The following is a 13681-nucleotide window of genomic DNA, read 5'->3' as shown; positions in this document are numbered from 1 at the left end:
ATCACCCTTTATTTTTTTGTAAATTTTGAATCATACTTTGCAAAACTCGAACTGTATTTTCTACTTCCTCTTTAGGAATACTAGCTGTAGCATTTTTTATAACTTCATCGCTTACATTTTCTATCTCCTGTATTAATGTCTTAGTTTCATCTGTTAAAAATATTAAATGTGACCGTTTATCTTTAGGATTATGTTTTATAAGAATCCATTCTTTTTGCAATAATCTTTGTATAATCCCGGTTACTGTTGGACGGTCTGCTAAGAGCCTTTCAGCAATCATAGCTGGGGTGGTTCCATTTGGATAAAGAGATATATCCTTTAACACAGACCATTGTTGAGCTGTTATTTTATATTCTTTTAATTGATTTGATAATTCTGTTTTCGTCATTATACTTACCTTGTGTAATAAATAGCCTAAATTATTCATATAACCCCCAATATAGTTAGCACACTAATTATATAGTTAGTATACTAACTATAATGTGTAATTACAAACTTCAATTAATAGTTTATATATAAAAGATATATCAAATTCTTATTTTGTACTATTTCATATTATATTTAAAATCTTCTTTAATCCTGTTTTGCATGTATTGTACACTCTATATACAAAGGTTATTCCTTGCTGTTACTTTAAATAAGCATTTACAATTGTATCTAGCATAGGTATTTCTTATTGTCCGATTAGTCATATTTATTCTTAATTCTGCAAAATAAAAAGAAACTGGAGAAAAATATAGGAAAACAATTTGATAAACAGTCAAACTTAAATACATTTATTGATTCAACAATCCTATGGACTTTTCAAAACAAAAATGCTATAAATACACTTTTGAATGAAGGTAAGCTTATAGCCAATCCTATTTTTGTTAGTAAAGAAGATTGCACAGCATATAAATACATTGTAAGACACATGAAACAGAAAGGTATTGACTTTACTATAGATTTCCCCATTTGGGCATGGCATTCATGCAATGGTTACAAAAAGAAGCCTACTATTGTTTATAAATGCTTTATTTAAGCATTTATATTAGTTACATAATGAAAATTCTTAAATAGTTTTTAAACATTTTTTAAAAGTTGTAATTCTACATGTATCGTAAGACTATTTCCATGACTTTCAGCCCATACTTTGCCCTCATGCAATTCAATTGTGCGCTTTACAATTGCTAAACCAATTCCGGATCCGTGTATTTGACTCGACCGTGATTTATCAACTCGATAAAACTTCTCAAACATCTTGCTTAATTCTTGTGCTTCAAGATGATCTGTTTTATTTGTAATCCAAATAAATGCCTTATCTTCTTCTTTTTTTAGTTCCACTATTACTGTTGAATTTGAAAAACTATATTTTTCAGTATTAGATAGTAAATTATCAAATACACGCACCAGTTTTTCTATATCTGCCCATACCCAAATATCCTTATTAATGATATTTAGTTTAACAATTAATTGCTGTTTTTCAAAAATCGGGATATACTCTCCTACTAGCTGACCTAACAAATTGCCCAATTCTACTTTTTCTTTTCTCAACTTAACATCAGGTAAAGATAATTTTGTGTATTCAAACAATTCATTAATGAGAGTTTTTAATTTTAATGTTAAATTATACGTATTTTGAATATACATTTCTAATTCTTCTTTATTTCGATATTGTTTTTCATTTACTAATGCTAAATATCCAATAATAGACGTTAAAGGGGTACGCAAATCATGAGAAATATTGGTAATAAATTCACTTTTACCTTTCTCAATTGCTCTCTCTTTCTCAAAACGCTCCCTTAATTGACTAGCCATCCAATTAATATTATAAGCTAAAGAAGATAATTCATCTTTTCCTTTAACACGTATGGAATGTTTCCAATCTTTTTTTACAATCTTTTGAATACCTCGTTCAATTTCTTTAATGTATCTTGTAATAGGGATCATAAACAGCAAAAATAAAAGGATGAAAATTAATATACTGCTCACCAAAGCAAGTAATAAATTTTGATTATATTGAGTTGGTGAGATTGTTTTATTCGAATTTGGAGATTGTACCATTACATATCCAATTCCATCTTGAAATGAAACTGGTGAAACAAACAATATGAACTTCTCAAACAAAGGATTTCTGACGTTTGGTGTAACATTTAATTTCTCCTGTAATAATTCCTGTGGGAGATTATCCTGCAATTGAAAATTATGTGAACGATAGATAATATGGCCTTTATAATCTAATACTAAAAACCTTAAATTTTCATTCTTCTTTTGGATAGATTGAATCATCGGTATAACTTGTTCTATATGCCCAGATTCCAAATTACGCTTTTGTATATCATTAGTTATCCCTATCGCTACTTCCCTTATTTCGGCTTCTTTTTCAATCTGTTGATTATAAGAAAGTAGATTTGCACTTTTCATTGCTATGAGAAAAAAAGTAACAACCGCAACGATGAAACAGAGCAAAAAAATTAAAATAAGCTTTATATTTAAGCGTGTAGAAAAGAATATATTATCCCTTAATTTCGTACGATCGATCATACTCTATAGCCAACTCCCCATACTGTTTTTAAATAAACAGGCTGACGAGGGTTTTCTTCAATTTTTTCCCGTATTTTAGTAATATGAACCATGACTGTATTATCTGATTTATAAAATGAATCTTCCCAGACCATCTCGTATATTTTTTCTACACTAAAAACCTTTCCTTTATTTCTCACTAATAAAGAAAGTATGTCAAATTCCTTTGGAGTTAACCTTACTTCTTCATTTCTAATGAAAACTTGTCTTGTCTCCTCGTCTACCTTAAGATGGCCTATTTCATGAATAAATTGTTTTACTTCTTCTGTTTGATAAACACGATATCTTCGTAATTGAGATTTAATTCTTGCCATTAATTCAAGTGGATTAAACGGTTTGGTAATGTAGTCTTCTGCCCCACTCATTAATCCCTGGATCTTATCTATATCCTCATCTTTAGCTGACAAAAAAATTATAGGCATTTGATACTGTTCTCTTATTTTTAAACAAGCCTCTATGCCATCCATTTTCGGTAACATAATATCTAAAATGATTAAATCAATTGTTGTATTTCTTAAAGTTTCTAAAGCTTCTATAGCATCCGATGCATCTATAATTTCATACCCTTCATTTTTTAAATAAATGGATACGATTTTTCTTATCTCTATATCATCATCTACAATCAAAATTTTTTCTTTCTGCATCATATTTTCTTCCTCTCTGACATCTCGTTCTATGCTGTAGTATTATACATTTAGTTTTACCTTACACGTATAAAGTGAAACTTTAATCAGCCCTCACCAATCGGTCTTTTACGGGAATCCCGCCCCCCACCTAACTTCTTTGCTTCCACTTAATTTTGAGATGTGGGTCTTACTACCCGTTAATGCGTGATAATACACTTTGCTTTTTTAAACATATTGAAGAAACCATCTGTTTTGCAAGTTGATTTGAACTGGGTAAAATAGCCCCCTACGATCCGAGGCCGCTTCACATACTCTTACATAAAACAAATAACATTCATAAATTCCTCTCCAATGTTAATTTAGAACATACAATCAATCTACTGAAAAAATCTTAATTTTCACCCTACAAAAATATTAAGATTTCTTAACATTGAATGGAGAATTTACATATTAAAAATGGACAGTTCCCTATACTATTAGACCTGTCCAAATTAACGTTTTTAATTTATAAATTAAAATATTATACTTTTCTTTATTTTATAATATCTGTCACTATAAACATTGATTTTCTATCTCTCTAAGTACATCATTTCCAATATTATCTATCTTTTCATTTTTTATGGTGTTATATAAACTCTGTAAAACTTTTAACTCTGTTCTTAAATGTAAAATGACACTAGATAATATATATAACTTAGCTACACTCTCTTTTCCACACTTCTCTTCATATACTTTTTGAAGGGTAGTAAGATATATCGTCAGTTGAGAAATTTTAGTTTTTAGCTGTTCTAGAATTAATTCTTCTTCCCCATATTGTGCAAAAAGTAGCGCTTCATATATAGGACGATGCATATCCTCTTTCTTTATCATTTGCTCTAATAATAAATGTTCAAATTCTTGTTTACCACTTTTAGTAATACCGTAAATAGTCCGTTCAGGACGTTGTTCATTACGAATAATATCAACAACCTCTATAAAACCCTTCTTTTCAAGTTGCTCAAATGTATAATATAAAGAGCCTTTAGTAATTTTTATATAATATTTCATTTCACTATTTTTTAAAAGTTGCTGGACTTCATACGGATGCCTATTTTTCTCCATAAGAAGACCCAGCATAAAAAGCTTTGTATTCATAACTCTCCACTCCTTAATAACCTATACCAATAGTATAAGCTAAAAATAAGTAAAGAATCTTTTTGTTTTATAAAATTTATAACTTCAAATTCACTTTATTATCCTTTGTACCAGCTTTGACATTCCCCATAAATAATATTGCCATAAACGAAACGATAATTGGAATTAAAGCTAATAGAAAAACAGTAGTAATGGAAGATGACATAGCAGCTATAACCTTTTCAAGAATAAAAGTAGGTATACTGGACCTTACATCTGAGCGAAATATTGCACTCGGATCACCTAGATTATTTAACATGCTGGAACCATGTTCTATTCCCTTAAAAGCATCCTTTAAGTTAGCTGTAAAGGTACTATTTTGAATGGAGCCAAAAATCGTTACTCCAATTGTCATACCTAGTGAACGAAAGAATGAATTTGTTGAAGTAGCTGAACCACGGAATCTCGGTTCCATATTATGAATAGAAACTGTGGGAAGCAAAGAGAACGAAAATCCAACTCCAAACCCCGTTATAATCATGTATATCGTTAAAAGTACACGGCTTGTTTGTGGATCCATCGTTCCTAACAAATACATACCTATCCCAAAGGATATTATAGATAATAACATCAAGTTGCGGTAACTAATTTTCGTTTGAAATATTCCACCAATTGCACTACCTACTACAGAACCTAACATCATTGGGGTTAAAATTAATCCAGCATTAGTTGCTGTTCCACCATATACAGCCTGAACAAAAATAGGAATAAATACTGTTAAAATAACAAATGTTGCTCCATAGAAAAACGTAATAATTTGTGATATTGCAAACTCCTTACGCTTAAACATCCAAAATGATATTATCGGATCTTTCACTTTTCTTTCTACCAATAGGAAGCCAACGAAAAATACAATAAACGATGCAAATAACCCAATAATTTGTATCGAATCCCACTTAAATTCCTTTCCTCCCAACTCTAAAGCGAACATTAAGCTAATTACTGCTATGACGAGTGTTATCGCCCCCCACCAATCAATATTTTGCTTAGTAGGTGGATTATTTTCTTTATAAGCTTTTAAAATAAAAATTAATGACATTAGACCAATTGGAATATTGACGTAAAAAATCCAATGCCAACTTATATTTTCTGTTATATACGCACCTAATAAAGGTCCTAATACACTTGAAGAACCAAATACGGCCCCTAATAATCCAGTCATTTTCCCTCTTTTTTCAATAGGAAAAATATCAAATACAATGGTAAAGGCGATTGGCATCAGTGCCCCCCCACCTATACCTTGAATTGCACGATAAATACTTAGCTGAACAATACTTTGCGCAGTACCACATAATGCAGAACCAATTAAGAAGATTAATAAACCAAAAATATAAAACCTCTTTCTACCATACATATCAGATAATTTCCCGAAAATAGGCATACCCGCCATAACTGCAACCATATAAGCAGAAGTAACCCAGATGAATTTATCCAATCCACCCAAATCTGAGACAATTGTACCAATTGAAGTGGCAACAATTGTATTATCCATTGCAGCCATTAAAATGCCTAGCATTAACCCAGCTATCACTAAGCGTAAGTTGCTCTCTTTTGCAACCATACCTCTTTCCTCCTTTTTTCACACTCAATAAAATATATAGTCTAATTAAACTATATACTCATTATAGTCTAATTAGACTATTTTTCAATAAATCATAAGAAAAAAATAAATCCCCCCAAATATATTGGAGAGATTATAATTGTAGAATTGCTTCCTATATAAAGTAATTAAAACCGTAAAAACTATTACTTTTTTATACTACCTTGATTTTGCATACATGTAGCTTACTCATTTAGTTTTGGTCTAGTTTGTAAATATAAATTCAAATCCGGACTTGAACCGCTAATAATTATATCTCGAACAATTTTAGAAAGCACCATACTATATACTAATCCATTATCTCCATACGCATAGATAAAGTGACAATTTGGAAACTCTTCATACATTCCAATTATAGGTAAACCATCATGAGTACCACCATAAAAAGCACTTAAATAAAATTCAGGTTCAACTGTTATATTGGGAAAGAGCTTATTAAATTCATTTACTAATTTCTCTTTTTTATGGATTAATTTTGAATCTCTTTCTTGAGCAATGTTTGTATCTTCATCTAACCCACCTATAATAATCCTGTTATCTGCAGTAGTTCTCATATAAATATATGGTCTCGCAGTTTCCCAAATGAGAGTACGTTTATACCAAGAAGATAAATCTTCTACAGGATTAGTAACAACTGCATATGAGCTAATCAGTGTAGCGTTCTTTTCCTTTTTAAATTCCAACCCTTCATATCCTGCAGCCACAATTACTTTATTGGCAGTAATAGAATTGCCCCCCTTTGTATAAAAGATAGCACATTCTTTCTCTAACTTTTTGCCAACAATCTCTGTATCTTCATAAATTTGAACTCCTTTATTAGCAGCTTGTTCTAATAAACTATGTGTAAATTTATAAGGATTTATTTCACCATCATTATACGTATAAATAGCTGCACGTTTTTTAAATGGATATCTCTGTCCAATTTGTTCCTCTGATAGCCAAGTCGCTTTAAAATCATGCTTATGTAAATAATACAGTTCTTTTTCTAATTTCTTTATATCCTCTTCATAACTTGCATAATATAAACTGTCACGTCGTTTAAAGTCAGAGCAATAAGGCAAGTTTTGATCAGCATATTCAATATCATTAATAGCTTGTTCACATAATTTCATATGCTTAACTGCATACTCTTCTCCAAATGTATTTACAAGTTCAAAAAACATCTTGTCACCTAAATATTGAATCAGTGCTGTATTTGTAAGGTTACTTCCGTGTCCTACCTTTCTTTTATCAACGACAACAATATTTAAATCGGATTCACTCAAATAGTATGCTGATTGAGCACCTGAACTTCCTGCTCCTATTATTAGTACGTCACATTTTATATCTTCTTCCAAGCGAGGATAAGAAGATGTATTAGAAAAAGTTGTGTTCCAATATAATTTCCCTTTCTGTAAATCCATTTAAAGTGCACCGTCCTAAATAAAATAGTTATATCCCCATCTGTATCTCCAAATCATTCTTACTATATACTTCTTATCAAATTTATTTTTGCTACCATTAGATTATTAATGCAATATTTTGTTCACCCATATATGGTATTAAACTAGGCTTATAAAAAGTTAATAGTATATATATTATTTATTTTCATTTAGAAATTTAAGAACTTGGTTAAAAGCTTCTTCACCTGCTGGAGTGTTCATTTTAAATTGAAATTCATGTGCTAACTCGCCAGAGATATTTTTATCAAAGAAAAGTGTATCTACAGGTACTCCTTTATTTTGTAAAGTAGAAGCTAATGCTTTACCTTGCTCTTCAAATGATGCAGTATTTCCATCTGTGATGAACGTTGGTGGGTAATCTTTTGTAACGTGTTTATAAATAGAGGCGATTTCCATTTCAGGTAATGTTTCAAATTTCTTTTTCCCAAAGTAAGCCCAGCCAGTAGTACGCATAAAGTCTTGCACTTCTTTGGATGTTTCCATTTTAGCTAATGCAGGCATATTATACGGGCCGCAAAATAGCAATATACCTTTAATTGTAGAAGGAGCAACAACAGCGTCAATCCCGGTTAATTTCGCATAATCTGGAGATGTTTGAATAGTAACAAATTGTCCAGATATTTGCGCTCCCGCAGAATCTCCTGCAAAATATAGGTCATCTAGTTTTACATTATATTTCTTTGCATTTGCTTTTATATATTCATAAGCCTCACCAAGTTGTAGTACTGGTGTAGGATACTTTCTTTTAGGAGCAAGAGCATAATTTATATTTATCACTGTATAACCACGAGCAGCTAATTCTACTGCATAACCAGTAATGTCTGATTTATCTCCACCTACAAATCCACCCCCGTGCACCCAAAAAATAACAGGTGTTTTCCCTATAAAATTTTTGGGATAAATAATGTCTAATGTACCACCAGGAAATTTAGAATTATAATTGATATCTTTAACAATTCGTGTCTCTTTTAGAGCGTTTTTATAATTATTAGATTGAACAAACATTCCACCTTCAAATGCTTTTTTTATGAGAAACGCTTTCGGAATAGGTGAAACATTCCAAAAAACAACCCCCGCAATAATCAATCCGAAAACAATAAAAAGAGTTAGCAACATTCTTTTTTTCCATATCACTTTAGGTTTTAACTTTTTTATTCTCATAATTAAAGAATCTCCATTCTTTTTAATAATAATCTTGAAATAAATCACAACATAATTTTTTATTTTCCGCTTGCTAATCCGTCCTTAAAATCTCATACAAAAGGTTATATATTTTTATTATGTACATATTAGATATCTCCTATAAAACACATGAAAAATTCAAACAAAAAGAGCAAAAGATCCCCATTTATAGAAGATTTCTTTTGCTCTTTGTAAAAGATATAAGTCCAAATAAAAGTTGCTTATCTATCGATAACTTACACATAAGAATGCATTTGTTTCAGTACTTTATTAGCAAAAACTTTAACAACCATTTCTTTTTCACCTGTTCTATCAATCCTGAAACCATGAACTTCAATATCAGAAGGTACTAATGGATGATGACGGATCATATCTATACTCTTTTCAATATTTTCACTAACATTTTTTTGTCCACTCAGCCATTGATTAAGGCTACCACTTGAAAATTCAGGCATGCAATTTTTAAAGAGATAGTCTAATTCTATATTATCTTTTATGAAATCACGTTGAGTTTGTAGATTAACTGAAGAAGTTTCTTTATCCTCTATTCCGACAACAAAAATTTCTTTAACATTTTCTTGATAAATAGCAATAATAATAGATCTCATTATATCTCCATAAGGATGTACAATTACAGAATCATAGCTGTGTATAGTCAACATGTTTTCTTGTTGAATGTTAGTTACTTGTTGGATACTAGGCTCTATTCCGTGTTCAATGTCTGTTAATAATAAAACTTTTTTATTCTTTGAATTCATATGGAGCACTCCTTCTTCATTATTGTATTTATGAAACTTTTAAGCTAGTAACAATAATAATTGTTACCAGTTTTTCCAGCGTCCCTCTGGATCAACACTTGCAAGTCTAACCCATTCATTTTGGACTTTTTCTCGAAATGTGAAATCATTATTTAACAAACGTTCTATATATTCAATAGGTGCTTGAATGACAATTAGTAAACGAAGTGGTGAATGATACGTCTCACTATCTGACTGCATAACCGATTGCCAAGGTAAGCCTGGCAACAGGTCACTAGCATTCCCTTGCATAACACCGAGACCCGCCGTTACGGTTTGGGTTGTTTTATTTCCACTACCATAATAATGAGGAGCTACAGTTGATGCGTAATATTGTAGATTTATCCACTGTGCAACTGTTCCTGGTCCTGCAATAATGTTAGCTAATATATCGCCACTTTCATCCTGTTTCCAATCATAATTATGAAGGAAAGCCCTACCTTCTAAATCACAATCTTGAGTTAATTCACGCTTTCCGATAATAAAAGATGCATTACGCGCTAATCCCCATTCTGGACGTATTTCACTCCAATCTTCTGCAAATCGATGCGCCTCTTTACTCGGATTTTTTATTTTCGTTTTGAAATTAGGTAATTGCGTTAAACGTTCTCTATTTGCATGTTGGCTCACATTTGGCATAATCGTCTCGATACAATCAAACGCTTCTTGCGCAGTTTTCGAAAGTTCTGGGACGTAAATCCATTCCAATTCGTCCACTGTTGTTTTATGTTCAGCTGCTGCAAAAATGGTATCCTCAGGAATGTTAATGCCTTCAGCAGACAACGCCTCTCTTACTTCTGGAAGATTACATAAAGTAGCGAAAACTCTTGCATTGAATCCCCCTGCTGCGCCTCCACAAGCACCACACTCAAGTGCTGCCGCATAAGGATTGTTCGTACTTTGACTACTATGTCCACACATTACAACTAAAGGAGCAAATTTTTCTGTCAGTCCCACCATTTTTAAAGCTTGACGCACATAGTTCACTTTTTCTTCTTTCGTAAAACCGATAGGTATCTCACCTTTTGTGTCATGAACATGATTAAGCGAGAATGTTGTATCAGGTTTTTGTAACATAGTTTTACGAAGTTTACGAATGAAACCACCAACTCCTCTTGGCACAAAACTCCTTGTCACCATCTGTAGACCAAGTAAAGGGCCACTTACCTCAGGTAGTAACATACTTGTCAGTACATTTTGTTTCATCGTCTTAAACGTATAACTTACTGAGCTGTCTATCTTCTTACGTTGCTGATAAGATTTATATTCATTTTCATCCGTGAGCTCTTTTATTTGATGTTTCGGTTTTAATATAACTGGTAAAGATGGATGGCTGTCATTACTCCCTAGTTCACTAGTCGCAATTGGTAACCCAAAGAAACCAGCTATTCCAAACGTTTCAAACGGACCTAGTTTTTCTAAGTGGCGACGAAACGGTTCTGAACGTACATCAATACAAAATGCTAATTGAGCTAATACATGCTTTTTATCATTAGTTACACGCTGTTTAGAAGCAATCTTCTCCCTTAATTGCTCTGCATGCGTTTGTTCCCAAGCTTCCAGCCAAAGTTTCCTGCGAATATTTTCATCAAAACGATATGCAAATGCTAACAATTCGCTTTGTTCAGCTGCAGGCATTCGTAACCATTCCCGTGTTGAAATATCTCCCCAATAGATCCAAGAAGCTATAAGTGGAGCAATCAAAACTTTTTTCTCAACCTTTTGATTTACTACAGATAAATAAGGTTTTACAATAGCCAACTCCATAGAAATTCGAACTGCTAAATATTCAATTAAGAGTTCCTGTTCCTGAATTGATTGTTTTGAGCGCCATCGTATCATTCCTGCCCACCCAGGCAAAGAAAGTAAGTGCCCTTCAAGATAAGCTTGGATGTTAGATTTAGAAATTCCTAGTTCAGATAATGCTCTCGTTAAAGCTAATCGGGCATCTTGTGGCCAATCTTTTAAAACTTTACGCTCATTTTTGCTGAGCGCTGGATCAAATTTAATAAGGTGTTGCCATGCACGATAAAAACCTTTCTCTCGATTTGGCATCGTCCAACTTGACTGGGAGTCATCAAGATATAATTTACACCATTTAATGATATGATAATTAAGAATATCAGATAGGTTTTCACCATTTTGATTCTCTATAAGCGAACTTATTGGTTGCATAACAGAGGCTTTCATACTCCCTGTATTTATATAACTCATTTCGTCTGCCAGTTTATTTAATTCTGGCGATGATAATAGACTAGAAGGTACTCTTTCTAATTTTAAAGCTGTTTGACAAAATCGCTCTGCTTTCTCTCGCGGAATATGAAAAGATTGTGAATCAAGCCAACGAGACAAACTACTTTGTAAAAATGATTCCTCAATCTCACCTTTCGCTTTTGCCGAATGAATCATGGAGGCACTAGGATACATATCCACATTACGAATTTCTTTTAACCAATTTGCAACTTGATCAAATGATTGCTTTTCAAGTCCCATCCAAGGATGGTGAGCTGCAAACGTAGAGATAGGCCAAAGTGGTGCAATAACTCTGCTAGCAGATGCAACTAAATCATTTATATTATTTTTTTGTATATCAATGTTTGTATCTTTCTTTAATATTGACGATATGCTCATCACGAATTACCTCCCTTTGATACATAATGTTTCAGATAGCTTGGGTGACTTTCTACTGATTTTCTTCTCGCCTCACCTACTCGAACTAACCAAAGATAAAGTACAGCGAATAAAGTAGAAGATTGATTACGAGTAACGAAAGTACTAATAGCACTACTAAATAGTAAAATACATATAACAAAGATAACGGCTGGAGCTGAAGGTTGAACACTTTGATAAATGTCAGTATGCAACCATTTATAAAGAGAATTATGAACAGTAGAGTAAATGAGAGAACATCCAATCAAAACAATTACGCCAGCAATTCGTCCCATTCTTCCCTCTCCAAAAACAACAAGCTGTTTCCATGAAAAATATAATGACCACCCTAAGATTAACGCACTAACTAGCTGATACCCCTCTCCAGAAGTCATAAACCAGAAAGTAATTGCTATAAATACTCCTAAAACACGCCCGACTATAATCCATAAATTGGACATCTTTTCATTAGACTGATTCACTACCCCACAACGTTGCACTGAAGAACCAGCTTGTAAAAACAGTGTAGCTTTAAACAAACCATGTAAAATTAAATGAATAACAGCCGCTAAATAGGCGCCTAATGCACATTGAATAAGCATAAATCCCATTTGTGCAATAGTTGAACCTACTAGCTGACGTTTATAATCAACTTGGACTAAACTAATTCCTGTTCCGATTAAGACAGAGATACTAGAGAAAATAAGTAAAATGATTTGTGCAATATCATCATGAAAAAGAGGTGAAAATCTAGTTAACATGATACCGCCAGCATTTACTAAACCCGCATGCATAATAGCTGAAACAGGAGTTGGAGCAACGGCAGACTCAATTAACCATCTTTGAAAAGGCCATTGTGCTGCTGGAATCATCACCGCTAATATAATTAATAAGTTAATTCCTGTTCTCTCCAATGTTCCATGTAGCGCTACATTTTCATTCGTTAAAACTGATGTTAATTGCCACTGTCCAGTTACTTGAAAAAGCCAAATGATAGCTGATAGCAACGCAATCCAACTTATTGTAAATAAATAGCCAGAGATTTTAGTTGCTTCACTAACTACTTTCCACCCTTTATTTAGCCCTATGAGTAGAACCAATCCTATAAGCGTTGCTCCCCAACAAATGATCATGAAACGAAGATCATCACTTAACCATGCAACCGAAGATACACCTGTAGTAAATGTAAAAAGTAAAAAATATTTTCGATATGAGCGGTCTCCCATTAAGTAACGTACAGAAAAACGCTGAATGATTAAACCAATTGTAAGAACAAAGAAAGCCATTAACCAAGCTAAAGTATCTAGATGCCAAGGCCCCACAACTCTATCTCCATTGTTATTAACAAGTGCGAGTAAAGAAATCAATGAAGGCAAAGCAGCGATACCAATATGGATATGAACAAAACGTAAAGGCATCCTTGCATTTAAAAACAATAATCCACTTAGCCAAGAAGCACTAAGCGCCATAAAAAATAATGTTAACAGTGTTGATGAACTCAGCGAAATTAACATGTTAAATACTCCCTTCTAAGCGAAAATAACCTATAAAATTCCTTTTAATTAAGATGTTTTTTTAAATTTCAATTTTCATTCACTCTTTTTAGTGCATCGTTTTTTCCCATAAAAAAAACCGACAACTTCCATAATT

At 32.5% G+C, this 13681-nt stretch carries 10 protein-coding genes and 1 pseudogene; 1 reads left to right on the top strand and 10 read right to left on the bottom strand.

The window, feature by feature from the left end:
• Window position 1: 1 nt before the first annotated feature.
• Window positions 2-427 (bottom strand): MarR family winged helix-turn-helix transcriptional regulator, encoded by a 426-nt coding sequence (locus ES895_RS16905; RefSeq protein WP_001061041.1) that lies wholly within the window; start codon window positions 425-427, stop codon window positions 2-4.
• A gap of 309 nt (window positions 428-736) precedes the next feature.
• On the opposite strand from ES895_RS16905, the pseudogene ES895_RS16900 reads away from it, so the two are divergent.
• Window positions 737-997 (top strand): annotated as a pseudogene (locus ES895_RS16900) (DUF3841 domain-containing protein); the annotation flags it as partial.
• Window positions 998-1062: 65 nt separating this feature from the next.
• Here the strand turns inward: ES895_RS16900 and ES895_RS16895 are convergent.
• The 9 genes from ES895_RS16895 to ES895_RS16850 form a co-directional block, all read right to left on the bottom strand.
• Entirely contained in the window at window positions 1063-2523 is a 1461-nt protein-coding gene (locus ES895_RS16895) for a sensor histidine kinase (protein ID WP_135238505.1), read from the bottom strand.
• On the bottom strand, window positions 2520-3206 hold the full coding sequence (locus ES895_RS16890) for a response regulator transcription factor (RefSeq protein WP_001168370.1): 687 nt from the start codon (window positions 3204-3206) through the stop codon (window positions 2520-2522). The genes ES895_RS16895 and ES895_RS16890 overlap by 4 nt, the downstream gene beginning before the upstream one ends.
• A gap of 534 nt (window positions 3207-3740) precedes the next feature.
• On the bottom strand, window positions 3741-4322 hold the full coding sequence (locus tag ES895_RS16880; RefSeq protein WP_001093174.1) for a PadR family transcriptional regulator: 582 nt from the start codon (window positions 4320-4322) through the stop codon (window positions 3741-3743).
• A gap of 76 nt (window positions 4323-4398) precedes the next feature.
• Entirely contained in the window at window positions 4399-5922 is a 1524-nt protein-coding gene (locus ES895_RS16875; RefSeq protein ID WP_000225814.1) for an MDR family MFS transporter, read from the bottom strand.
• Window positions 5923-6146: 224 nt separating this feature from the next.
• Window positions 6147-7364, bottom strand: a complete 1218-nt coding sequence (locus ES895_RS16870; RefSeq protein WP_000365648.1) for an NAD(P)/FAD-dependent oxidoreductase — start codon at window positions 7362-7364, stop codon at window positions 6147-6149.
• Window positions 7365-7538: 174 nt separating this feature from the next.
• Window positions 7539-8564 (bottom strand): alpha/beta hydrolase, encoded by a 1026-nt coding sequence (locus tag ES895_RS16865; protein ID WP_135238504.1) that lies wholly within the window; start codon window positions 8562-8564, stop codon window positions 7539-7541.
• 257 nt (window positions 8565-8821) lie between these two features.
• Window positions 8822-9343: a carbonic anhydrase gene (locus ES895_RS16860; protein ID WP_135238503.1), complete on the bottom strand. Its 522-nt coding sequence runs from the start codon at window positions 9341-9343 to the stop codon at window positions 8822-8824.
• Window positions 9344-9406: 63 nt separating this feature from the next.
• Entirely contained in the window at window positions 9407-12013 is a 2607-nt protein-coding gene (locus tag ES895_RS16855; protein WP_135238502.1) for a DUF2309 domain-containing protein, read from the bottom strand.
• The gene (locus ES895_RS16850; RefSeq protein ID WP_098006187.1) at window positions 12013-13545 is read right to left on the bottom strand and encodes an NADH dehydrogenase subunit 5; all 1533 of its coding nucleotides are present in this window, start codon (window positions 13543-13545) and stop codon (window positions 12013-12015) included. The genes ES895_RS16855 and ES895_RS16850 overlap by 1 nt, the downstream gene beginning before the upstream one ends.
• Between the last annotated feature and the right edge of the window lie 136 nt (window positions 13546-13681).

Source organism: Bacillus sp. 007/AIA-02/001, from assembly GCF_004634455.1.
In the GTDB taxonomy this organism is placed as follows: domain Bacteria; phylum Bacillota; class Bacilli; order Bacillales; family Bacillaceae_G; genus Bacillus_A; species Bacillus_A cereus.
This window is presented reverse-complemented; position numbering and strand designations above follow the sequence as displayed.

Coding starts and splice junctions, on each gene's coding strand:
- ES895_RS16905 (WP_001061041.1), bottom strand. CDS start 427: ATGAATAATTTAGGCTATTTATTACACAAGGTAAGTATAATGACGAAA.
- ES895_RS16895 (WP_135238505.1), bottom strand. CDS start 2,523: ATGATCGATCGTACGAAATTAAGGGATAATATATTCTTTTCTACACGC.
- ES895_RS16890 (WP_001168370.1), bottom strand. CDS start 3,206: ATGCAGAAAGAAAAAATTTTGATTGTAGATGATGATATAGAGATAAGA.
- ES895_RS16880 (WP_001093174.1), bottom strand. CDS start 4,322: ATGAATACAAAGCTTTTTATGCTGGGTCTTCTTATGGAGAAAAATAGG.
- ES895_RS16875 (WP_000225814.1), bottom strand. CDS start 5,922: ATGGTTGCAAAAGAGAGCAACTTACGCTTAGTGATAGCTGGGTTAATG.
- ES895_RS16870 (WP_000365648.1), bottom strand. CDS start 7,364: ATGGATTTACAGAAAGGGAAATTATATTGGAACACAACTTTTTCTAAT.
- ES895_RS16865 (WP_135238504.1), bottom strand. CDS start 8,564: ATGAGAATAAAAAAGTTAAAACCTAAAGTGATATGGAAAAAAAGAATG.
- ES895_RS16860 (WP_135238503.1), bottom strand. CDS start 9,343: ATGAATTCAAAGAATAAAAAAGTTTTATTATTAACAGACATTGAACAC.
- ES895_RS16855 (WP_135238502.1), bottom strand. CDS start 12,013: ATGAGCATATCGTCAATATTAAAGAAAGATACAAACATTGATATACAA.
- ES895_RS16850 (WP_098006187.1), bottom strand. CDS start 13,545: ATGTTAATTTCGCTGAGTTCATCAACACTGTTAACATTATTTTTTATG.